Annotated in this window: 19 protein-coding genes; 13 read left to right on the top strand and 6 right to left on the bottom strand. The window is 69.3% G+C overall.

The annotated features are described in order from the left end of the window. Window positions 1-1,212: an O-antigen ligase family protein gene (locus H0B56_RS23455; RefSeq protein WP_180892853.1), complete on the bottom strand. Its 1,212-nt coding sequence runs from the start codon at window positions 1,210-1,212 to the stop codon at window positions 1-3. Between the two features lie 517 nt (window positions 1,213-1,729). Here H0B56_RS23455 and H0B56_RS10910 point away from each other — a divergent pair. Further along, on the top strand, window positions 1,730-2,869 hold the full coding sequence (locus H0B56_RS10910) for a DUF1972 domain-containing protein (RefSeq protein WP_180892852.1): 1,140 nt from the start codon (window positions 1,730-1,732) through the stop codon (window positions 2,867-2,869). Window positions 2,870-2,925: 56 nt separating this feature from the next. Then, window positions 2,926-4,596, top strand: a complete 1,671-nt coding sequence (locus H0B56_RS10905; protein WP_180892851.1) for a hypothetical protein — start codon at window positions 2,926-2,928, stop codon at window positions 4,594-4,596. Between the two features lie 31 nt (window positions 4,597-4,627). On the opposite strand, the gene H0B56_RS10900 is transcribed toward H0B56_RS10905, so the two are convergent. Genes H0B56_RS10900 through H0B56_RS10890 form a run of 3 tightly spaced genes read right to left on the bottom strand, consistent with a single transcriptional unit; the run spans window position 4,628 to window position 7,660 of the window. After that, window positions 4,628-6,445: a right-handed parallel beta-helix repeat-containing protein gene (locus H0B56_RS10900; RefSeq protein WP_343063845.1), complete on the bottom strand. Its 1,818-nt coding sequence runs from the start codon at window positions 6,443-6,445 to the stop codon at window positions 4,628-4,630. A gap of 1 nt (window position 6,446) precedes the next feature. Continuing rightward, entirely contained in the window at window positions 6,447-6,896 is a 450-nt protein-coding gene (locus H0B56_RS10895; protein WP_180892850.1) for an FAD synthase family protein, read from the bottom strand. Continuing rightward, window positions 6,893-7,660, bottom strand: coding sequence for a CDP-alcohol phosphatidyltransferase family protein (locus tag H0B56_RS10890; protein ID WP_180892849.1), 768 nt, complete (start codon window positions 7,658-7,660; stop codon window positions 6,893-6,895). Before H0B56_RS10890 ends, H0B56_RS10895 begins: the two co-directional genes overlap by 4 nt. 273 nt (window positions 7,661-7,933) lie before the next feature. Here H0B56_RS10890 and H0B56_RS10885 point away from each other — a divergent pair, with 273 nt between their 5' ends. The 5 genes from H0B56_RS10885 to H0B56_RS10865 all read left to right on the top strand — a co-directional run bounded on the left by H0B56_RS10885 (window position 7,934) and on the right by H0B56_RS10865 (window position 14,113). Further along, a complete protein-coding gene (locus H0B56_RS10885) occupies window positions 7,934-9,418 on the top strand; it encodes a cell shape-determining protein (protein ID WP_180892848.1) in 1,485 nt (494 codons plus the stop codon). Further along, window positions 9,405-10,646 (top strand): MATE family efflux transporter, encoded by a 1,242-nt coding sequence (locus tag H0B56_RS10880; protein ID WP_180892847.1) that lies wholly within the window; start codon window positions 9,405-9,407, stop codon window positions 10,644-10,646. The genes H0B56_RS10885 and H0B56_RS10880 overlap by 14 nt, the downstream gene beginning before the upstream one ends. A 139-nt stretch (window positions 10,647-10,785) precedes the next feature. Continuing rightward, window positions 10,786-12,819 (top strand): threonine--tRNA ligase, encoded by a 2,034-nt coding sequence (thrS, locus tag H0B56_RS10875; protein ID WP_246361085.1) that lies wholly within the window; start codon window positions 10,786-10,788, stop codon window positions 12,817-12,819. Next, a complete protein-coding gene (locus tag H0B56_RS10870) occupies window positions 12,816-13,424 on the top strand; it encodes an HIT family protein (protein WP_180892845.1) in 609 nt (202 codons plus the stop codon). Before thrS ends, H0B56_RS10870 begins: the two co-directional genes overlap by 4 nt. 11 nt (window positions 13,425-13,435) lie before the next feature. Further along, entirely contained in the window at window positions 13,436-14,113 is a 678-nt protein-coding gene (locus tag H0B56_RS10865) for an O-methyltransferase (protein ID WP_180892844.1), read from the top strand. Window positions 14,114-14,161: 48 nt separating this feature from the next. Here the strand turns inward: H0B56_RS10865 and H0B56_RS10860 are convergent, their stop codons facing one another. Beyond that, the gene (locus H0B56_RS10860) at window positions 14,162-14,701 is read right to left on the bottom strand and encodes a YceI family protein (protein WP_180892843.1); all 540 of its coding nucleotides are present in this window, start codon (window positions 14,699-14,701) and stop codon (window positions 14,162-14,164) included. 99 nt (window positions 14,702-14,800) lie between these two features. Between H0B56_RS10860 and H0B56_RS10855 the strand changes: the two genes are divergently transcribed. The 5 genes from H0B56_RS10855 (at window position 14,801) to H0B56_RS10835 (ending at window position 18,710) form a co-directional block, all read left to right on the top strand. Further along, window positions 14,801-15,301, top strand: a complete 501-nt coding sequence (locus tag H0B56_RS10855; protein WP_180892842.1) for a MarR family winged helix-turn-helix transcriptional regulator — start codon at window positions 14,801-14,803, stop codon at window positions 15,299-15,301. 136 nt (window positions 15,302-15,437) lie between these two features. Beyond that, window positions 15,438-16,049: a phosphatidylinositol phosphate synthase gene (gene pgsA / locus H0B56_RS10850; protein ID WP_180892973.1), complete on the top strand. Its 612-nt coding sequence runs from the start codon at window positions 15,438-15,440 to the stop codon at window positions 16,047-16,049. After that, window positions 16,046-17,011: a phosphatidylinositol mannoside acyltransferase gene (locus H0B56_RS10845; protein ID WP_180892841.1), complete on the top strand. Its 966-nt coding sequence runs from the start codon at window positions 16,046-16,048 to the stop codon at window positions 17,009-17,011. The genes pgsA and H0B56_RS10845 overlap by 4 nt, the downstream gene beginning before the upstream one ends. Next, window positions 17,008-18,174 (top strand): glycosyltransferase, encoded by a 1,167-nt coding sequence (locus tag H0B56_RS10840; RefSeq protein ID WP_180892840.1) that lies wholly within the window; start codon window positions 17,008-17,010, stop codon window positions 18,172-18,174. The genes H0B56_RS10845 and H0B56_RS10840 overlap by 4 nt, the downstream gene beginning before the upstream one ends. Window positions 18,175-18,176: 2 nt before the next feature. After that, entirely contained in the window at window positions 18,177-18,710 is a 534-nt protein-coding gene (locus tag H0B56_RS10835; RefSeq protein WP_180892839.1) for a LemA family protein, read from the top strand. Between the two features lie 39 nt (window positions 18,711-18,749). Here the strand turns inward: H0B56_RS10835 and H0B56_RS10830 are convergent, their stop codons facing one another. Then, window positions 18,750-20,882, bottom strand: coding sequence for an elongation factor G-like protein EF-G2 (locus H0B56_RS10830; RefSeq protein WP_180892838.1), 2,133 nt, complete (start codon window positions 20,880-20,882; stop codon window positions 18,750-18,752). A gap of 370 nt (window positions 20,883-21,252) precedes the next feature. Between H0B56_RS10830 and pdxS the strand changes: the two genes are divergently transcribed. Beyond that, a complete protein-coding gene (pdxS, locus tag H0B56_RS10825) occupies window positions 21,253-22,137 on the top strand; it encodes a pyridoxal 5'-phosphate synthase lyase subunit PdxS (protein ID WP_343063856.1) in 885 nt (294 codons plus the stop codon).

The following is a 22,137-nucleotide window of genomic DNA, read 5'->3' as shown; positions in this document are numbered from 1 at the left end:
CTACAGGACCGGCCGGTCTCGGTGACGGGCCGTGTCGCGCGCGACGATGATCCAGGCGAGCAGCAGGTACAGCCACGTGAACGCCGCGTTCGCCGGGGTTCCCAGCTCCTCGGTGAATACCGAGTTCGCCACCATGCCGCACAGTACCGACAGCACGATGATGCCATCGACCCGGACCGTGCCCGTGGAGTTGACGAGGCGGGCGGCGGCGACGCCGATCGTCACGAGTAGCGCGAGCCAGATGGCCCCGCCGACCAGCCCCGTGTCGACCAGCAGGTTCACCAGCGCGTTGTGACCTCCCCCGAGCCCCATGGCCTCCAGGAAGACGCCACGCGAGGCAGCGAGACCGGAACCGTACAGCGGATGGCGCGCCACCTGCTCCATGGCGAGCGCCCACAGCTCCGTCCTGGCGTTGAGGGTCGACAACCGCTCGGCCGACTCACCGCGTGTGACGAACTCACCGATGGCGTGCCAGCTGGTGAGTGCGATCAGGCCGAGCACGACCGCGCCGAGCGCGCCGACCTCCACCTTGCGGCTGCCTCGCCATCTCGTCCACACCACCACCGCCGTTCCCACCACGGCTCCGAACACCGCACCCCTGGTCTGGGTGGCGACGATCCCACCGGCGCAGGCCGCCAGCAACGCCAGGTAGACCGGAAGTGGCCAGCGAGGCCCGGTGCGATCCAGGCGGTGCGTGACCAGGTAGGCGATCAGCAGCACCACGGCGATCCCCAGCATCTCGCCTGCCTGGACCGGATGAACGTGCAGCCAGGTGAACCGGTCCGGCTGGGTCGTGCGGGGGAACGGCACCAGGACACCGAAGAGTACAGCGGCCGCCAGGAGGACGCAGTAGACGTGTGCGACACGGTGCAACGCTCCGGGGCCTACGTGTCGCATGAGCGCGGTGAACAGGACGACGACCACGACGACCTGGCCGGCGCGCACCACGGCCAGCGACAGATAGGGCGAGTACACGGCGGACAGGACGAGGACGCAGCCGAAGCCGTACCCGAGCGCGTACGTGGCCAACCCGTCGTCCGGCCTGCGCCGCCGCGGTCGCGGCCGGAAGCGGAGCAGAACGAACGCGCCGACGCAGGCGTAGGTGGCGACTTCCAGCAGGACGAACAGGTCGGGTCTGCCGGAGACCGCCTCGTCCTCGTCACGGACGCGAAACTGGAACTCGCTCACGACGATCACGGCGAGCACGCACACCGACGGCCACCATGGTGCGGAGTACGGCCGCCGGTCGGTCGGTCGTGGTCGGAAGGCGCGTGCGGCGCCTCGTGGGTTTCGGGGCAGCTGCATCCCTCGTCCTCGTTGTCCGGCTCGTCCAGCCTACCGGGTAGTGCGGAGATACGGACTCGATCCGCCGCCGTCGGGCCACAGCGGGTTCTGGGACGCACGCATGCCTGCGGTGTGCTCCGTAGGGGGCAACGGGCTACGCCGTTTCGCCCAGATTGCTCGTGACCGGGTAACGATGTCGCGGCTGCGACGTACATCCGTGGCGGAACGTGACATACAGGGTGGGTTGTCCGAAACGTTGCGCCGGCAGCTGCGCGCGAGGTAACCCGGCCGCGCATGCGGGGAGCAGGCAGGGGAGGAACGTGAGTACCGATCCAGCGAGGCGGCGACAGGCCGGTCGGGCGGCGGGAGATCACCCGCACGATCCGGCCTCGCGCGCGCGGATGCGCGGCGAGTACCACCGATGCCGTGCCGTACGGGTTCGTTGATGCGGATCGCGATGATCGGCACGCGCGGCGTACCCGCGCGGTACGGGGGTTTCGAGACGTGCGTCGAGGAAGTCGGGCGCCGCCTGGCTTCTGCCGGACACGAGGTCACGGTGTACTGCCGCGGTTCGACGTCCCCTGGACGCCGGGCCGCCCGGGACGGCGACTACCGGGGAATGCACCTGGTGCACCTGCCTGCCGTGCGGCACAAGGCGCTGGAGACGTTGAGTCATACCGCGTTGTCCACGGCGCACAGCGCGCGCCGACGGCCGGACGCCGCGTTCGTGTTCAACGCGGCGAACGCGCCGCTGCTGCCCGTGCTCCGCGCGCGCGGGGTTCCGGTCGCCACCCATGTGGACGGCCTGGAGTGGAAACGCGGGAAGTGGGGGCGGGCGGGCCGCCGGTACTACCGGCTCGCGGAGTCGTTGGCCGTGCGATGGTCGGATGCGTTGATAGCGGACGCGCGCGGCATCCAGGAGTACTACATGGACCGTTTCGGCGCGTCGAGCGAGTACATCGCCTACGGTGCCCCGGTCCTGGACGGTACCGGTAGTTCACGGCTGGCCGAGTACGGGCTCCGGCCGGGCGAGTACCACCTGGTGGTCGCGCGCTTCGAGCCGGAGAACCACGTGCACACGGCCGTCGAGGGGTACCGGGCAGGCGACTGCCGGTTCCCACTGGTCGTGGTCGGCTCGGCGCCCTACGCCGACGAGTACGTCGCGCGCCTCACCCGGCTGGCGGCCGGAGACGAGCGAGTCAGGTTCCTCGGAGGGGTGTGGGATCAGGAACTGCTCGACGAGCTCTATGTCAACGCCCTGACCTACATTCACGGTCACTCCGTCGGCGGCACGAATCCCTCGCTGCTGCGCGCGATCGGAGCGGGTACGGTCACGCTCGCCTACGACGTCGGGTTCAACCGGGAGGTACTGGGGCAACGGGGGCAGTACTTCTCCGCGCCGGGCGAGCTGGCTCGGCTGTGCGCGCGCACGGAGGCCGACGATCCCGCGGTGACGGCCGAGCGTGGTCGGGCGCTGCGCCGTGAGGCCGCTCGCTACGACTGGGACGAGGTCGCCGGGGCCTACGAGTCGCTGGCGGGGCGGCTGGCGAGGAATTCGAGATCGGCATTCCGGTGGGGCGTGTGACCAGGGGAACATGCCGGTGCGGGCCGTACAGGGACAGGAAGAGAGGTCGACGACAGATGCGTGTGACACGGTGGGCGGTCACCGTGCTGACCGCGTCGCTCGCCGGCGCGATGGTGGTAACGGTTCCCTCGGTGGCCGAGCCCGACCCGCCTCCCGAGCCGGTGACGGCCGGCGCCATGCCCGCGCCGCAGACCGACGGGACGGTCTTCGCGATCACGATCGTCGGCGACACGGTGTTCGCGGGCGGGCGTTTCGACACGGCCCGGCCCTATGGCGAGGAACCGGGCGGGCCCGGCGAGGTGGAGCGGCAGAACCTGCTGGCGTTCGACCTGCATACCGGCCGGTTGCTTGACTGGTCCCCCGAAGTGGACGGAACCGAGTTCAGCTCGTCGAACGATGACCTCGCGGCCTGGTGCACCGGTACAGGAGAGGACCGGTGGGTGTGCGACTCGGTCTTCGACATCGAGGCCGATCCATCCGGGGAAACGCTGTACGTGGGTGGTGACTTCGACAGGATCGACGGGCAGTGGCGGTCCAGGGTGGCCGCGTTCGACATCGCTGACGGGAACCTCCAGCCGTTCGACCCGGCGGCCGACGGCCGCGTCCGATCGGTGTCGGCCACCGCCGATTCCGTGTACTTCGGGGGTGACTTCGGCACCGTGGGCGGTAGCGAGCGCGCGAGGCTGGCCGCTGTGGACACCGGAGGCGAGCTCCTCGAGTGGTCTCCCCGCGCGGACCGCGAAGTCTGGTCATTGCTGGCGGTGCCTGAGCTGGACCGTGTCGTACTCGGGGGCCGGTTCGGCACGGTCAACGGGGCTGACCGGCAGGGCATGACAGCGGTCGACGCGACGGAAGGCGACCTCGTTCCGTGGGAGGCAGAAGTACCCGGTGGGGGAGAGGCCGTCACGGACATCGTCACCGACGGTTCGGGTACGGCATGGTTGAGTGCCTTCGACTTCGGCAGCGGGAGCGTACGGTTCGAGGGGCGCATGGCCGCGGACATCGCCACCGGAAGGGCCCGCTGGTGGGACGGCTGTTACGGGGACAGCTTCGGTGCGGCCGTCGCGGGCGGTGTGCTCTACAGCGTCTCGCACGCCCACGACTGCGAGGCCAGCGGCGCCGTGCCGGAGGAGGGGTCGGACTTCCGTTACTTCCGGCTGCTCGCGCAGACCGCGGATGCGCGCGGTACGGCGCAACGGGACCACAACCACGTCGAGGAAGGCGACCCGGTTCCGGAGGTGCTGCCGTGGTTCCCGAACACCAACAGCGGACCCGCCGACAGCTACTTCCAGCAGGGTACCTGGGCGATCGACACCGACGGGCGGTATGTCGTCGTCGGTGGGGAGTTCACCGGGGTGAACACGCATTCGAGGGACAGCAGGCAACAGCAGTCCCTGGCCCGGTTCGGGGCCCGCGGAGTCGACGGCGCGGTCGACAACGGGCCGCAGTTCCCGTTCCCCGCACCGCGGTTGAGCCGGACGTTCCCGATCTTCGGCAGCCCGGTCATCCGCTGGGACGCCACGTGGAACGCGCAGAACGGCGAGATGACGTACCAGGTGATGCGCGAGGGTACCGACGAACCGATCCACGAGGTCACCGTCGAGTCGCGTCCGTGGGACCGGCCCGAACAGCGGTTCGTGGACAGGGACGCGCGGTCGGGCACCTACTGGATCAGGGTCGTCGACGGCGATGGTCAGGTGCTGCGCTCGCCGAGCTCCTCGCTGTGACCGGCGTGCCGGCGTCGCGAACGGCAGGGCGTCACGGGCGGGGAAGTACACCGATGACGGGCGTGTCCCCGTCGTCGATGCCGAGCTCGGCGGCAGCGTCGGCCGGGATCGGCTCGCCCGCGCGCCGCCCGGGCGCGTCCGTGCGGAGGCTGAAGTCGCCGTCACCGGGATCGGCGAAGGGGGACAGCGGCGATGCGGTGAGCTCGTGCTCGGAACCGGAACGTTCGAAGCCGGTCGCCTCGCGCAGCTCGGCGAGCGAGGTGAAGTCGACGCGTTCGCCGTCGCCCATGACGAGGGTCAGCAGGTGGCCACGCTCGTCCGAAGAGGACCAGAGGTAGGCGTTGCCCTCGGCTTCGGACACGAACGGCGGGTTGCCCGCTGGGTCGTCCTTGCCATCGACCGCGTCGATGACCGGGCGTTGGCCGATGTGCTGGGTGATGTAGTTGTTGACAAGGCGCACGTCCTCGGTGAGCCACGTCAGGCCGAGCCCGGCACTGTACGCATCGGAGTCCGGGCTTCGGGGATCGTTGTAGATTCCCGTGCTCAGGTCGTTGCCTGCGAACGTGTTGTGGTACACGCCGATGTCGTCGGAGCTGGATATCTTCAACCCGGCCCCGCCGTTGCCGGCCAGGGCGTTCGATGCGATCAGCGCTCGGGACGAGACCTCGTAGTACAGCCCGTGCCGGAGGTTGTCGGTGGAGACGTTGTGCACGACGGTGGCATCGGTGCAACCGAGGTCGCACCACCACCCGGTGGCGAGGTTGCCGGTGAACGTGTTCCGCGCGACGTGCGGGCGTGCGGTCCGGGTGATCTTGGTTCCCGCGGCGCCGATGGCCTCACCGCTGAGCGTGAACCGTCGCAGGTTGTTGCCGGTCACGGTGTTGTCGGTCATCACGAGGCCGTCGGCGCGGTTGGCGAGCAGTCCCACGAGGCCGTTGTCGCCGAGCCACGTTCCTGTGACGGTGACATCGGGCTGGAACACCGCGAGGCCGGTGGAGGCCGACGAGACGAAGGCGGCGGAGTCGACGGTGACATCCGGGGCGTTGACGACGACCATCGCCGAGCGCGCGCCGTAGTCCTGGCGCGAGGCGTACTGGGCGACCCCGATGCCGACGATGGCGCTACCTGCTGCCTCGGCTCCGTCGAACTGCAGCAGGTGGTCGTGCGTGGCGACCTCGACGAGCTCGCCGGTGGGGTCGTCGCCGATCACCACCGCGGGGTCGTCCGTGTCCACGAAGAACGTGCCGGGCTCCACCTCGTCGCGCCCGGAAACCTGCCGTAACGGCGTACCGTTGACGAACACCATGTCGGGCCGACCGGCGAGGGGATGTTCCGGATCGATGATCTCCGGAACGAAGCAGTCGCGGCAGAAGTCCGGCACCCAGCCCGTGTGTTCCCAGTACTGCCCGTTGCCGGTCCAGTCGTCCACCGGGGTGCTGCCGCGGAACCAGACACGCTCGCCGGGGTAGGCGCGGATCGTCACCCTCTTGCCGACCATGCCGACGGACTCGCGGTAGACACCTTCGCGCAGGACGATCGTCGCCCCGGGCTCAGCACGGTCGATCGCCGCGCCGAGCGTGCGGAGTGGCGCATCGGCGGTACCCGGGTTGTTGTCGGCGCCGTCGGTGGCCACCCGCAGCGCGCCGTCCGGCACCGGGGCGTCGGTTCCCGCCAGTGGCGGTTCCTGGTAGCGCTCGCCTGCCGGCTCGGTGCCGGACCGTACCGGTGAGCCGTCGGACATCTGCAGGACGAGCACGGCAGCCAGCGATACGAGCAGTACGAGCAGTGCCAGGTACCGCGTGGCCGAGCGGGTATGCAGGGTGCGCGTCAGTGAGCGGCCTCGGAGCACGTCAGCCGCCGGTCTCTCGGTACGAACCGGACTGCGAACCGGACATCGCGATGAACCTCCGGAGGGCGGTACTCGAGGTGTGCACGGTGTACGGGAAATACACCACGCGAGCGCCGACCTCACTCAACAACGCCTCGAGCCGCCGGCCGGCCGGTGTGTCGCGCCAGTCGTCGCCCTTGAACAGGACGTCGAAGCGGTACCGGCGCCACGACTCGAACTTGTCGACGTACGGGTCGGCGACGGCGTCGTCGACATAGCGGATGTTGCGTACGATCTCGATACGCTCGTGGAGCGGGATCACCGGCCGCTGCGCCTTCGCGGCCTCCAGCACGTCATCGGTGACCACGCCCGCGACGAGGTGGTCGCAGCGCTCGCTGGCGTGCCGGAGCAGGTTCAGGTGCCCGATGTGGAACAGGTCGTAGGCTCCGGGGGCATATCCGATGATGCTCATGAGGTGTGCTGGTCCTCCGGTGCCGTGCCGGGTCGTCCGAGCGCGGAGACGTCCTTGTACCACTTCACGAGTGCGGCGGCCAGGAAGGCGGCATTGGCGGCGAACAACGCCGCATAGCCGATGGGGAAGACCCGGCTGAAGCCGAGAGTGAGGAAGAGCAGGCACAGAACGCCGTAGTCGGTGGGAACGACGAGGAGCGAGCGAACGGGCGACGATCCCGTCTCGCCCGCCACCCGGCCCGGCGGTGTGTGGCGGAGCCGCAGCTGCTCGTTGAGGATCATCGTGAAGAACGCGACGGCGGCTACGAGGTGGAATCCGAGCGGGACGAGCAGGAACTCGGTGGCGACGTCGAAGTGCCGGTACAGTGCGATGAGCACGGCGAGGTGCAGTGCGGATATCTTGATGCTGTCCACGACATGGTCGAGCCATTCCCCTTCGGGCGTGCCGCCACCACGCAGCCGCGCGAGCTGCCCGTCTGCGGCATCGAGCGCGTAACCGAGCACGAGGGCCACGGCCACGGCCAGACCGAGTAGCGGGCTCGGAGGTGCTGTCGCGATGAGACCGATCCCGCCGAACGTGAACACGACGCTGACGGCGGTGACCTGGTTGGGCGTCAGGTTGGCCGTGAACGCGGCGGCCGCGAGCACGCGGCCCGCTTCGCGGTTGATGAAGCGCGAGTAGGCAGGCGCTCCCTTGGTGCCCTTCTGCGCGTCACGCAGCCTGGCCAGCGCCGCGGTGAAATCGGGTGTCGTCGCGTTCGTCATCCCGCCCCATACATGCTCGGTCCCGTGGGCGGCTCGGGGTGCTGGAGTATGGCACACGCCACCCGCGTGAATGGTGTTTTGACCCCCCACGAGAGTATTGCCCGTTGCCCACCTTGTCGTGCGGACGGCATGATTCGTTACGGCCTGGGAATCTGTCACCGTGCGTAGCAGCCGGGCCCCGGTTGATCGAGCCGGCGTGAGCCGGCTCGACGTCGGTGACAGGCTCGACGGGTAAGGACGGATCCGGCTGTGCCGAGCATCGGAGCGCGAGACATGGATGACCAGTCGAGTCCCCGCGTGCTGGACTCGCTGTGGCGGTATCGCTGGAGCTCGACGGCGATCGTCCTCGGCTGTGTCGTGATCAGCGTGCTCGTCGCCTTGCTGGTGGGCAGCGCGAGCACGGTGCAGTCGCGCGTGGTACTGAACCCGCCTGACGAGACGGGGTTGCTCGGCGTCGATTCCTCCAGCGAGTCGGCGTTCAGCCGCTACGTCAACCAGCAGGCCCTGCTGATGACCTCGGACGGGGTGCTCGGTGCCGCCAGGGAGGAGCTGGCCGACCAACGGTCGTTGCGGGAGTTGCGGCGCGCGGTGACCGCACGGGAGTCCGGCACAGGGGAGTCCGTCGTCGTCGAGGTCGAGGGGGCGTCGCACGAGGACGCGGTGCGGCTCGCCGAGGCCGTGGTCGCCGCGTACCGGGAACTGTCGGGTGAGCGACTCGAGGAACGTGTCAGTGGCGCCCTCGAAACGATAGCCGAGCGTCGGGAGGCAGTGGAGGACGCGCTGCCCGACGAGGTGGCCGGCAGCCGCGTGGAGGCCAACACCACGGCAGCCGCGCAGACGCTCAGCGAGCTGGACAGGCAGGCGACCCAGATCCGGCTGGCCGGAAACGAGCTCGGCGACGGGGTGGCGTTCGTGCACGCGCCCGACCCCGAAGCCGGGACGATCCCGATGACGGTGCCGCGGGACGGCGCCATCGGGCTCGCCCTCGGCGTGGTGCTCGCGACCGCGGTGGCGTGGGTGCGCGCGGACCGGGACCGCCGGTTGACCGACCAGGCGAGTGTCGCGGCCGTCGTGGACGGGCCGGTCCTCGGCGAGATCGAACGGCGCGGAACCGAAGACGGGAGGGCGTTGCTCGACCCGAAACTGCAACCGGCGAAGGCGTACCGGTTGACGCTGGCCAGCGTGCAGCAGGTGGTGCAGCGCGGGGTGCTCGCGGTTACCGGGCTGCCGGACTCCGGGAGCACGACCACGACGATGCAGCTGGCCAACGCGGCGGCACGCGCGGGACTGCGGGTGCTCGTGGTCGACGCCGCGCTGCGTAGCCGTGACCTGTCCGCCACGCTGCGGCTCGACGGGATCGAACACGGCGGGCTGACCGATGTCGCGGCAGGACTGACCGACGTCCGCGATGTCGTGCGCCCGGTCAACCTGGGGTACGGCATCGGGTACTGGGTGATTCCCGCCGGCCACTACGCGGAGGGAGCGTCCGAGTTCTTCCGTGCCGGTCAGCTGCGTGCGCTGGCCGAGCACCTGCGTTCCGGCTACGACATGGTGCTGGTCGACACGTCCGCCCCGGACATCGCTCCGGAGTCCACCCCGCTGCTGCGCGAGGCCGACGGTGTGGTGATCACCGTCAGCCACGGTAGCTCGGCCGATGAGCTGTTGCGGCTGCGCGATCAGCTACAGATGATCGGCGGTTCGATCGCCGGGTACGTGTTCACCTTCGCGACCCCGTCACAGCGGCATGGCGGGCGGTGACCTCGCGGCCGGCCTGCAGCGGGTAGGCCGGCTCTCCGCGAAGGTCGGTGCTCCGGTCGTCGCGCAGGGGCTCACCGCGGGTACCAGCCTGCTGCTCCAGGTCGTCGCCGCGCGCTCGCTCGGACTCGCCGAGTTCGGCGCGTTCGCGCTGTTCCTCGCCCTGCTGGTGAGCGCGGCAGCCGTCTACACCGGCTATGTCGGCGACAGCCTGGCGGTACTCGACCGCCACGAGCCGCGGACACGCTCGGCACTGGTCACCAGCGCGCTGGCAGGGATACTGCTGTGCGCGGCCATCGCGGCCGGTGCGGTGCTGGTCGTGAGCGGGGCCGACGCCGCGCTCGTGATCGCCTACCCGGCGATGCTCGCGTGCTGGCTGTGCAAGGAGTCGGTCCGCAGGCTGCTGATCGCCCGGCTTGAGTTCGGTGCCCTGGTGGGTAACGACTGCGTGTACCTGCTCGGCACACTCGTCACCTTGGGGGTGTTCCGGTGGCTGGCCGCGGTCAGCCTGCTCGCGCTGTTCACCGCGATGGCCGTCGGCGCGCTCGCCTCGGTGGCCACCGGACTGGCGCACCTGCCGCGCAGGGAGTGGAGCGGGCTGCGGCCCGCTACGGGTGGCCTGCGTCAGCTTGCCTCGTTCGCCGCGTGGCGTTCGGCGCAGGCCGGCCTGCGGCCCGCGGCGCTGCTGGCCGCACGCGTGCTTGTGGCGAACCTGCTGTCGCTGACAGCGGTCGGCATGCTGGAGGCGGCGCGCCTCGTGGTGGCGCCGCTGCAGGTGGTGATCAACGGCGCGGGCAGCTACCTGCTGCCGAGGTTCGCCTCGGCCGAGCGCGAGGGGTTGGCCCGTACCGGGCGCCTGACCACCCGCTCCGTGGGGATACTGACCGTCGGCACCCTCGGCGCGGGGGGTGCGCTCGTCGCGCTGGCAGGACCGGTCGGCGCGCTGATGACCGGGACCGGGGTAGACCGGTTGCTGGTGCTCGGCTGGGTCGCCTACCTGGCCGTGTGGGGAGCCGGCCTGCCCTACGTCACCGAGCTGGTCGCTCGGCGGCACTCCCGCGCGGTATTCACAGCCAGGCTCGTCGACGCGCTGATCGGGTTGCTGCTCGCGGCGGTGCTGCTGGCGGCGGGCTGGGGTGTGACGGCTGTGCCGTGGGCGATGGCGCTCGGCGGGGTGTACGCGGTCTGGCGTGTGCGGCGGCTGGCGCATGCCACACGCCGCACCTCGTGACCCCGGCTGGTGGGGCACCCGGGCCTGCTCGGTAAACCCGCAGCGTACCGCCGAGTCCGCGCAGGTAAAATCGGCTCCGCCCGCCGGAGCGTGGAGCTGTAGTCGTGCCATCGTCGTCAGGGAGCCCGAAGTGAACGAACTGTCCGAGTCCGTGCCCGTGCCACGCGTGAAGGTTCCTGCTGGCACCAGCGCGGGGACAGCCGTGCACGAGGCCGGGTTGCCCGGTAAGGGGTCCGACGCGGTCGTGGTGGTGCGCGACGAGGACGGTTCGCTGCGCGACCTGTCCTGGGTACCCACGGTCGACTCCGAGGTGGAGCCGGTCACGGCAGGCAGCGAGGACGGGCGGAGTGTCCTCCGGCATTCCTGCGCGCACGTGCTCGCCCAGGCCGTGCAGGAGCAGTTCCCCGATGCCAAGCTCGGCGTCGGACCGCCCGTGCGGGACGGCTTCTACTACGACTTCGCCGTCGACACCCCGTTCACCCCGGAGGATCTGCGCGCGCTCGAGAAGCGCATGAAGCAGATCATCAAGTCGTCCCAGCGGTTCTCCCGGCGCGTGGTGGACTCGGTGGACGAGGCCAAGCGTGAGCTGGCCGATGAGCCGTTCAAGCTGGAGCTCGTCGACGACAAGGGGGACGTCGACACCTCCGAGGTCATGGAGGTCGGTGGTGGTGAGCTGACCATCTACGACAACGTCGACCCGCGAAGCGGGGAGGTGAAGTGGGGCGATCTCTGCCGCGGGCCGCACGTTCCGACGACCAAGCACATTCCCGCGTTCCGGTTGACCCGGGTGGCCGCCGCCTACTGGCGTGGCGACGACAGCAACAGGCAGCTGCAGCGGGTCTACGGGACCGCATGGGAGTCCCAGGAGGCCCTGGACCACTATCTGGAGATGCTCGCCGAGGCCGAGCGGCGCGACCACCGCAAACTCGGCGGTGAGCTGGACCTGTTCAGCTTCCCCGAGGAGATCGGCTCCGGCCTGGCCGTGTTCCACCCCAAGGGTGGTGTGGTGCGGCGCGCCATGGAGGACTACTCGCGGCGTAAACACGACGAAGCCGGGTACGAGTTCGTCTACTCCCCGCACATCACCAAGGCGGACCTGTTCGAGACCTCCGGCCACCTGCAGTCCTTCGCCGACGGAATGTTCCCCCCGATGGAACTGGACGGGGTGAACTACTACCTCAAGGCGATGAACTGCCCCATGCACAACCTGATCTTCCGCTCCCGCGGGCGGTCGTACCGGGAGCTGCCGCTTCGCCTGTTCGAGTTCGGCTCGGTGTATCGCTACGAGAAGTCCGGTGTGGTGCACGGGCTGACCAGGGTGCGCGGCATGACGCAGGACGATGCGCACATCTACTGCGCGAAGGAGCAGATGCAGGATGAGCTGCGGAACCTGCTGACCTTCGTGCTGGATCTGCTGCGGGACTTCGGTCTCGAGGACTTCTACCTCGAGCTGTCCACACGCGACGACTCCCCGAAGTTCATCGGCGAGTACGCCGAGTGGGAGGAAGCGACAGAGGCGTTGCGCGAGGCGGCCGAGGCCTCCGGGCTCGCGCTGGTTCCGGATCCGGGTGGCGCGGCCTACTACGGCCCGAAGATCTCGGTGCAGGCCACCGATGCCATCGGCCGTACATGGCAGATGTCCACGATCCAGGTCGACTTCCAGCAGCCCAAGCGGTTCGACCTGCAGTACACGGCGCACGACGGGTCGCGGCAGCAGCCCGTGATGATCCATCGTGCGTTGTTCGGCTCGATCGAGCGGTTCTTCGGGGTACTCACCGAGCACTACGCGGGGGCCTTCCCCGCGTGGCTGGCTCCGGTACAGGTGATGGGGATCCCGATTGCCGAGGAGCACATACCGCACTTGCTCGACGTGCGTAACCAGCTGCGGGCGCACGGTCTCCGGGCGGAGGTCGACACCAGCGACGACCGTATGCAGAAGAAGATCCGTAACCACACCACCGACAAGGTGCCGTTCATGCTGCTCGCCGGCGGCAACGACGTCGAGGCAGGCGCTGTGTCGTTCCGGTTCAGGGACGGCAGTCAGATCAACGGGGTTTCGGTATCCACGGCCGTTCATGCCATCGTGGATTGGGTGGAGCGCAAGGAGAACGTGGCACCGACGGCCGACAGCTTCGGGGAGGCTGTCAGCAGGAGCGCGGAGCAGCACGGATGACGGACGCGGGCCGCGAGCGCGCGGGCGACGAGGCCTGCCGAGGCGGTGGTTCGGTGGGTGCGGAGTCCGAACTCGTCGAACAGGACGGCGTCGGCGTCGATGACGCGCTGCAACGGCTGTGGACGCCGCACCGGCTGGCCTACATCAAGGGCGAGAACAAGGCCGAGGATGACCAGCCGCGTGGTTGTCCGTTCTGCCGCCTGGTCGACCTCGATGACGAGGAAGCGCTGATCATCGCGCGTGGCGACGGGGTGTATGCCGTGCTGAACCTGTACCCGTACAACCCGGGGCACCTGATGGTGCTGCCCTACCGGCACGTTGCCGACTACACCGAGCTGACCCAGGACGAGACCGTCGAGGTCGCGGAGTTCACCCAGCGAGCGATGCGGGTGATCCGGTCGGTGTCCGGGGCGCACGGCTTCAACATCGGGATGAACCAGGGGGTCATCGCGGGGGCGGGCATCGCGGCGCACCTGCACCAACACCTGGTGCCACGGTGGGGCGGTGACTCCAACTTCATGCCGGTCATCGGCCACACCAAGGTGTTGCCGCAGCTGCTGGCCGACACCAGGATCCTGCTCGCGGACGCGTGGAAGTCGGTGTAGCGTCGGGCTCTGTGAGTAGCACAGCCTGGACCGACGTCGATGAGTACGTCGCCGAACTGCTCATCGGCCGAGACGAGAACCTGGCCGAGGCGCTGCAGGCCTGCGAGGACGCGGGCCTTCCGCCGATCAGCGTGTCAGCGACTCAAGGGCAGTTCCTGAACCTGCTGGCCACGATGCAGGGAGCCGACAAGATCCTGGAGATCGGCACGCTGGGGGGTTACAGCACGATCTGGCTCGGCAGGGCGCTGCCCGCCGACGGGACGCTGGTCACCCTCGAGGTGGACCCGACACACGCCGCCGTGGCCGAGTCCAACATCGTCGCCGCGGGCCTCGGGGCTCGGGTCGACATCAGGGTGGGCAACGCCCTCGAGACGCTCCCGCAGCTGGAGGCCGAGGGCGCCGGCCCGTTCGACCTGGTGTTCATCGATGCGGACAAGCCGAGCAACCCCGAGTACGTGTCCTGGGCGGTTCGCCTCGCGCGTTCGGGGGCGGTGATCGTCGTCGACAACGTGGTCCGGGGTGGTGCCGTGCTCGACGCGGACAGCGACGATCCCACGGTGCGTGGCGTGCGCGCGATGCACGAGCTGATCGCGGCAGAGCCGCGCCTGACGGCCACCGTGCTGCAAACGGTGGGGAGCAAGGGGTACGACGGCTTCGCCCTGGCGGTGGTCGACGCCAAGTCCGCGTGAGGTGCCGCGTACACCTGCACGCGGCACCTCACGCGGTGCGGGCCGCGCTCAGGACTGCAGGGCGGCCTCGATCTCGAGAATGATCTTCACCTGCTCGCTGAGCATGGCGTTGCCGGGCTCCCCGACGCCGAAGTCGAGCCGGTTGATGGTCGCCTCGGCGGAGGCGCCGAGCGTTGTCGCGTCGTTGTTCGCGGGGTTCTGCCCGACACCGTGGAACTCGGTGTGCAGGCTGACCGGAACCGTGTACCCGCGCCAGGAGATCTCACCGTCGATGCGGTACGCGTCGCCGTCGGGAGTGATGCTCACCGAGCGGAAGCTCATCGTCGGGTGGTTCTCGGCGTCGAAGAAGTCCGCCGAGCGCACGTGCTGGTCACGGTTCTCGTTGCCGGTATCCAGTGAGGCCACGTCGATCTCGGCGGTCACCGTCGAGTCGGTCACGCTCTCGCCTGTCACGATCTGCCCGCGGAACGCGGTGAACTCGCCCCGGACCCGGGCAAGGCCCAGGTGCCGGACCTTGAAGGTGACCTCGGAGTGCGCGGGGTCGATGACCCACGTTCCGGTGGGCAGTGCGGTGGTGGCAGTAGTCATGCGTGTTCCCTTCGGGTTGTTGAACATCGAATCATTGAAGACTCAACAACATAGTAACGATAGATACTTGAAGCTTCAACCAAGGGGTATGATGCCGGTATGAACGAGGGAGTGCGTTGGCTCACCGAGGACGAGCAACGCGTGTGGCGTAAGTACCTCGCCGCCACCAGCATGCTCAGCGAGTACCTGGAACGGCGTATGCAGCAGGACGCGGGAATCCCGCACACCTACTACGAGGTCCTCGTCTCGCTGTCCGAGGCGCCGGAGTGCACGCTGCGGATGAGCGAGCTCGCTGTGCGGTCCCGGTTCTCCCGCAGCCGGCTCTCGCACGCCGTGACCAAGCTGGAAGCCAAAGGGTGGGTCGTACGCACCTCGTGCCCCTCCGACAAACGAGGGGCGTGGGCGACGCTGTCGGAGCAGGGCAGGGCGGTGCTCGAAGCGGCAGCTCCGGATCACGTCGAGGCGGTCCGGAAGGCGCTGTTCGACGTGCTCGACGCCGAGCAGGTGCACCGGCTGGGCGAGATCACGGGCGCGATCATCGACGGTCTCGCCGAGGAGTGCGAGGCAGTCGAGGCCGATGCGGGCGAAGGAGCGGACTGAGGGGCTGCCGCGCGGGCCCGGCACCGGGACACGCGCGCACGCGACGGCGACGCCGGTGGCGGAGCGGTCGCCAGCTAGGCTGGCTGGGCCGCACCGTATCGAGCGCGCAGTTACAGATGTGAGGGTCTACGAACCGATGCTGAACGTCCTTGCCCGCGCCTCCGTGTCCCGGGTCGTCGATCCGATCGGGCGCACCCTGGTCCGTGCCGGGTTGACCCCGAACGGTATGACGCTGATCGGGACCGCAGGCGTGGTCGTGGCGTCGCTGGTGTTGTTCCCGCTGGGGATGCTGCTGGTAGGGACCTTCGTGGTCTGGGGCTTCGCCATGCTGGACCTGTTGGACGGTGCCATGGCCCGCGCGACGGGGCGACCGACGGCGTTCGGTGCTGTGCTCGACGCGACCGGCGACCGGTTGGCCGACGGTGCGCTGTTCGGGGCGATAGCCTGGTGGTGCTTCGTCGTGGACGACAACCGGACCGCGGCGGTGGCGGCGTTGCTCGCACTCGTCCTCGCCCAGATCATCTCCTACGTCAAGGCGCGGGCCGAGGCATCCGGGTTGACCGCGGAGGGTGGGTTGATCGAACGGCCAGAACGCCTGATCATCGCCCTCGTCGGTACCGGCCTGCACGGCTTCGGGATCCCGCACACCGTCGAGATCGCGCTGTGGATACTCGTGGGGTTGTCCACGGCGACGTTCGTACAGCGCGTGGTCGCCGCACATCGTTCGGCCCGGGAGGCAGGTCGATGACGACGCCGTGGCAGTGGCTGGGTTCGCGCAGCCGGGAGCTGGCCTACGTGACCGGGTGGTGGTTGGTCAGGGCGGCACCGGCGAAGGTGGCCGAGACGTTGTTCGCCGTCGGCGGCGACATGGCTGCCCGGCGCGGCGGCCCGGGGGCACGCCAGCTGCGCAGGAACCTCGCGCGGGTGGTGCCGCAGGCGGGGCCGAACGAGCTCGACGAGCTGACGCGCAAGGCGCTGCGTTCCTACGGGAGATACTGGCAGGAGGTGTTCCGGCTGCCTGCCGTCGATCTGGACAAGCTGTATCGCAAGGTCAGCGAGGGCATCGACGGGGTGGACAACCTCAACCTTGCCCTGCGCGAAGGGCGGGGTGTGATCGTCGCGCTGCCGCACAGCGGGAACTGGGATGTGGCAGGCGTGTGGCTCGTACGCTACTCCGGCCGGTTCAGCACGGTGGCGGAACGGCTGCGACCGGAGTCGCTGTACCGCCGGTTCGTCCGGTTCCGCGAGTCGCTCGGATTCGAGATCCTCCCGCTCTCCGGTGGTGTCCGGACCTACGCGACGTTGCGCGAGCGGCTACGCGCCAATCGGGTCGTGTGCCTGCTCGCCGATCGCGACCTGACCTCGGCCGGTATCGACGTGACGTTCTTCGGCGAGCGCACGCGGATGCCTGCCGGGCCGGCGCGGCTGGCCGCGGATACCGGCGCTGCCCTGTTACCCGTCGGCAGCTGGTTCACCGATGACGGATGGGGGTTGCGGATCCATCCGCGCATCCGGGTCGACAGCCGGGACGAGGTGGCCTCCGCGACCCAGCTGCTCGCCGACTGCTTCGCGGGAGACATCGCAGCTCACCCTGCTGACTGGCATATGCTGCAGAAGCTGTGGCTTGCCGACCTGTCCGGCGCTCGAGGGGGTGCGGGGGAGATAGCGGACGGGTCGGAGCCGGACGCGGAAGAGCTGGGGCCGTCGTGAGGATAGGAATCGTCTGCCCCTACTCGTTCGCCGTACCGGGCGGGGTTCAGGGTCACGTGACCGCCCTGGCCAATGAGCTGCTGCACAGGGGACACGAGATCTCGGTGCTGGCGCCCGCCGGCGCGGCCGAGGAGCTGCCCGATTTCGTGCACCCCTCCGGCAGGGCAGTGGGCATCCCGTACAACGGCTCCGTCGCGCGGCTGCAGTTCGGTCCCCTCGCCTTCGCCAGGGTGCGCCGGTGGCTCAGGGACAACGACTTCGACGTCCTGCACCTGCACGAGCCCACCGTGCCCAGCCTGTCGTTGCTGGCCCTGGCTGTGGCCGACGGCCCGATCGTGGCCACGTTTCACACCTCGACGATGAAGTCGCGCACGCTGTCCGGATTCGGGCCCCTCCTGCGGCCGTGGCTGGAGAAGATCACCGCGCGCATCGCGGTGTCGGCGCTGGCGCGCCGCGTGCAGGTCGAGCACCTGGGCGGCGATGCGGTGGAGATTCCCAACGGGGTGGACACCGAGCTCTTCGCAGCGGCCGAACCGCTTCCCGGTTATCCCCGGCCGGGCCGCACGATCGGGTTCGTCGGCAGGTACAGCGAACCCCGCAAGGGTATGGGCGTGTTGCTCGAGGCGCTGGACGGCCTGGCGGGGGAGTTCCCGGAGCTACGCCTGCTTGTGGTCGGCAGGGGTGAGCAGGATGTGCTGTTCCGGCAGGCGGGGGAGCGGCTGGGCGAGCACATCGAGCTGCTCGGCCAGGTCGATGACGAGACCAAGGCACGCGTGCTGCGCAGTGTGGACGTGTACTGCGCGCCCAACCTGGGCGGGGAGAGCTTCGGCATGATCCTGACCGAGGCCATGGCGGCGGGTACCCCGGTGGTGGCCAGCGCGCTGGACTCGTTCCGGCGGGTACTCGACGACGGGAACGCCGGGGTGCTCACCGAACCGGGAGACCCCGCCGCGCTCGCCAGGGCGTTGCGTGGCCTGCTCCGGGATGCCGATCGGCGGGCGGAGCTGGCAGCGGCCGGTTCGGAGCGGGTGGCACGGTACGACTGGACGACGGTCTGTGAACAGGTGCTGCGGGTCTACGACACGGCGGTGGCCGCGGATCCGCGGCACGTCCGTGAAGCGGTGCGGCAGTCGCGTGCCAGGCAGCCGGGCCCGGTGGAGTGACCGTGACGGTACTGCTGCTCGTCCTCGTCTGCCTGCTGGCCGTGATCCTGGTCGTCGGTGCGATGCTGATCTCGGCGGCGAACCGGCTGGACCGCCTGCATGTGCGTACCGACGCGGGGTGGGCCGCGCTGAAGGCCGCGCTCGACCGGCGCGCGGTCGTGGCTCGGGCGGTGGCGTTCGGCTTGGGGGACCCGGACAGCCCCCGCCGGGTCGACGGCGCCGGCACGGCCGATGAGCTGCGTGCCGCCGCGGACCGGGCGGAACGGTCCGGGCGTGCCGAACGCGAGATCCGGGAGAGCGAGCTCACCCGGCTGCTTGCCGCGGTCGACATCGCCGCCCTGCCTGCGGACCTGGCCGGGGAGCTGTCCGACGCCGAGCAGCGCGTAGTGATCGCGCGCAGGGTCTACAACGACGCGGTTCGCGACACGCTGTCGGTGCGCAGGCTGCCCGCGGTGCGCTACTTCCGGCTTGCCGGTAGCGCACCGGCCCCGGAGTACTTCGAGATCGCCGAGCCTGCTCCCCGCGCCGAACGCTGAATGACGCTCTCGGTCCGCACAGCGGCGTGAAAGCGTCATTCAGCCACCCGTATGGGCGGTCATGTTCTGCGGTGCGGGTTCGTAGCGGGAGAACGTGCGGGTGAACGTCGCGGTGCCGGAGGTCATCGAGCGTAGCTCGGTGGCGTAGCGCAGCAGCTCGGTGGCAGGCACATCCGCCCGGACAGTGGACGTGCCCGCGGTGGCTTCGGTACCGAGCACCCGGCCTCGCCGGGCGGACAGGTCACCGAGCACCGTTCCCACGTGCTCGTCGGGGACCCGCACCACGACCTCGTCGAGCGGCTCGAGCATGATGACCGAACCGTTCGCGGCGGCGTCCTTCAACGCGAGGGCGCCCGCGGTCTGGAACGCCGCGTCGGAGGAGTCCACGCTGTGGGCCTTGCCGTCCACGAGCGTTACCCGGATGTCGACCATCGGGTATCCCTCGGCAACCCCGAGCGCGAGCTGGTTGCGTATGCCCTTCTCCACGCTCGGGATGAACTGGTTGGGGATGACACCACCGACGATCCTGTCGACGAACTCGAAACCCGCGCCGCGCGCAAGCGGCTCGACCTCGATGTAGCACACCGCGTACTGGCCGTGCCCACCGGACTGCTTGACGTGCCGCCCGTGGCCGCGCGCCGGTCCGGAGAACGTCTCGCGCAGCGGTATCCGGACGTCCTCGGTGGTCACATCGATTCCGCCCGCGCGAAGCCTGGACAGCGCCACGTCCGCGTGAGCCTCGCCCATGCACCACAGCACGAGCTGGTTCGTCTCGGAGTTGCGTTCCAACCGGAGGGTGGGATCGCCCGCCACCACGCGCGCCAGGTTGCGCGAGAGAGCGTCCTCGTCGCCGCGCTTGTTGGCCACGACGGCGATCGGCAGCAGCGGCTCCGGCATCGACCACGGCCGCACCAGCACCGGGTCCGAGGGCAGCGACACCGTGTCGCCGGTCTCCGCCGATCCGACCTTCGTCAGCGCGCAGACGTCGCCTGCCACGCAGTAGGGCACCTCGCTCAGCTCCGTTCCCCGTGCCGAGTAGATGTGCGTGACACGCTCGTCCGCATCGTGGTCCGCGTGCCCGCGTTCGGTCAGACCGTGCCCGGAAACGTGCACCGTACGGTCCGGTCGCAGGGTGCCGGAGAACACCCGGACCAGCGAGATGCGTCCGACGTAGGAGTCCATGCTCGTGTGCACCACCTCGGCGGCCAGTGGCCCATCGGGGTCGGCGCGCAGCGTGTCGTGCGGATCCCCGTTGACGCCGGTCACGTCGGGCGGCTCGTGCTCCAGCGGGGACGGGAACCCGCGGCTGACCAGCTCGAGCAACTCGGCGAGACCGACTCCGGTGTGCGCGCATACGGGAATGACCGGGTGAAACGAGCCGCGCTCGACGGCGGTCTCCAGGTCGTCGATGAGCGCGGCCTCGTCGAGCTGCTCACCGCCGAGATAGCGATCCATGAGGGTCTCGTCCTCGCTCTCCGCGATGATTCCCTCGATCAGCTCGTCACGCGCCGCGCTTACCGGGACCGCGGCGCTGGTGCCCTGCGGGTCCGCCGCGATCATCGTGGGCGGGTAGCCCGCGCTGTAGTCCGATCGTTGCTGGGTGATGAGCCCGACGAGTCCCGGCCGCTCACCGTCGACCGGCAGGTAGAGCGGGACTACACCTGCCCCGAACGCTTCCTGGCACGCGCGCATCTCCCCGAGTACGTCGGCGCGCTTGTGGTCGGTGCGGGAGATCACAACCGCGCGTGGCATGTCGATCGCGGCGCACTCGTTCCAGAGCGCGACGGTCGCGGCGTCGACGCCGTCAGCGGCACACACCACGAACAGCGCGGCGTCCGCGGCGCGCATGCCGGCACGCAGTTCACCGACGAAGTCGGCGTATCCGGGCGTGTCGATCAGGTTGATCTTGATGCCGTCGTGCGTGATCGGGGCGAACGCGATGCCGACCGAGCGTTGCTGCCGGACCGCGGCGGGATCGTGGTCGCATACGGTCGTGCCGTCCGTCACGGAGCCGGTCCGGTCCAGTGCGCCGGAGACCGTGAGCAACGCCTCGATGAGGGTGGTCTTGCCGGAGCCACACGGACCGACAAGGACCACGTTTCGCACCTTACGCGGGTCATCGACCGCCATCGCCGCGGAGCCGCGGCCGTTCTTCGCTTGTTTGTCCACCATGACCTGCCTCCGTGTCCCCACGTCTACGGGTGTGTCATCGATCACACACCGAATCGCCGCGGTGAGCAAGAGGAGGCAGCGTGACGATCGATGGCCACGTGTGACGGCTCCGCAGCGGAAAGTGGACTTCCGGAATTGCCGCATACTGGCCTGCACGAGCGGTCCACGCGGCCCGTAAGATGGCAGTGGAAGCTCTGGATAACCACGGACACGCCATTCCTCGGCGCGGCAGTACGGTTCGGAAGCCGCGCGCGAACGCCACGGTGATGCTTCCCCTGCGGTCGAATGGCTCGTCCCGTGGATCACGGATGACAGAAAGGCTCGTGCATTGACTGCCGTCAACGGCTCGAACGGGACCAGCCCGAACCCTATAGCGGAGACAGGCACTGCCCGCGTGAAGCGCGGCATGGCCGAGATGCTCAAGGGCGGGGTAATCATGGACGTGGTCACCCCGGAACAGGCCAAGATCGCGGAAGACGCCGGTGCGGTCGCTGTGATGGCGCTCGAACGGGTCCCCGCGGATATCCGGGCGCAGGGCGGCGTCGCGCGGATGAGCGATCCGGACCTGATCGACGGCATCGTCGATGCCGTCTCGATCCCGGTGATGGCCAAGGCGCGCATCGGGCATTTCGTCGAGGCACAGGTGTTGCAGTCGCTCGGCGTCGACTACATCGACGAGTCCGAGGTGCTCACGCCTGCCGACTACACCAACCACATCGACAAGTTCGCGTTCACGGTTCCCTTCGTGTGCGGGGCGACGAACCTGGGCGAGGCGTTGCGGCGCATCACAGAGGGGGCGGCGATGATCCGCTCGAAAGGGGAGGCCGGAACGGGTGACGTGTCCAACGCCACCACGCACATGAGGCAGATCCGGGCGGAGATCCGCAGGCTGTCCTCGCTTCCGGAGGACGAGCTCTACGTCGCAGCCAAGGAGCTGCAGGCGCCGTACGAGCTGGTCCGGGAGGTCGCCTCGCGAGGCAAGCTGCCCGTCGTGCTGTTCACGGCAGGGGGAGTGGCCACACCGCCGGACGCGGCGATGATGATGCAGCTGGGCGCCGAAGGCGTGTTCGTCGGGTCCGGCATCTTCAAATCGAGCAATCCCGGACAGCGGGCCGAAGCGATCGTCAAGGCGACGACGTTCCACGACGACCCGGACGTGCTGGCGAAGGTCTCGCGCGGGTTGGGCGAGGCGATGGTCGGCATCAACGTCGAGAACGTCGCGGAGCCGCACCGCCTTGCCGAACGCGGCTGGTGA

The organism is Haloechinothrix aidingensis, assembly GCF_013450155.1.
GTDB classification, from domain to species: domain Bacteria; phylum Actinomycetota; class Actinomycetes; order Mycobacteriales; family Pseudonocardiaceae; genus Haloechinothrix; species Haloechinothrix aidingensis.
Note: the sequence above shows the minus strand (reverse complement) of the source record. Positions and strands in the feature narration are given on the sequence as shown.

Coding starts and splice junctions, on each gene's coding strand:
- H0B56_RS10855 (WP_180892842.1), top strand. CDS start 14,801: ATGAACGAGGGAGTGCGTTGGCTCACCGAGGACGAGCAACGCGTGTGG.
- H0B56_RS10905 (WP_180892851.1), top strand. CDS start 2,926: ATGCGTGTGACACGGTGGGCGGTCACCGTGCTGACCGCGTCGCTCGCC.
- H0B56_RS10885 (WP_180892848.1), top strand. CDS start 7,934: ATGGATGACCAGTCGAGTCCCCGCGTGCTGGACTCGCTGTGGCGGTAT.
- H0B56_RS10910 (WP_180892852.1), top strand. CDS start 1,730: ATGCGGATCGCGATGATCGGCACGCGCGGCGTACCCGCGCGGTACGGG.
- H0B56_RS10895 (WP_180892850.1), bottom strand. CDS start 6,896: ATGAGCATCATCGGATATGCCCCCGGAGCCTACGACCTGTTCCACATC.
- H0B56_RS10845 (WP_180892841.1), top strand. CDS start 16,046: ATGACGACGCCGTGGCAGTGGCTGGGTTCGCGCAGCCGGGAGCTGGCC.
- H0B56_RS10860 (WP_180892843.1), bottom strand. CDS start 14,701: ATGACTACTGCCACCACCGCACTGCCCACCGGAACGTGGGTCATCGAC.
- H0B56_RS10890 (WP_180892849.1), bottom strand. CDS start 7,660: ATGACGAACGCGACGACACCCGATTTCACCGCGGCGCTGGCCAGGCTG.
- H0B56_RS10830 (WP_180892838.1), bottom strand. CDS start 20,882: ATGGTGGACAAACAAGCGAAGAACGGCCGCGGCTCCGCGGCGATGGCG.
- pgsA (WP_180892973.1), top strand. CDS start 15,438: ATGCTGAACGTCCTTGCCCGCGCCTCCGTGTCCCGGGTCGTCGATCCG.
- H0B56_RS10870 (WP_180892845.1), top strand. CDS start 12,816: ATGACGGACGCGGGCCGCGAGCGCGCGGGCGACGAGGCCTGCCGAGGC.
- H0B56_RS10880 (WP_180892847.1), top strand. CDS start 9,405: ATGGCGGGCGGTGACCTCGCGGCCGGCCTGCAGCGGGTAGGCCGGCTC.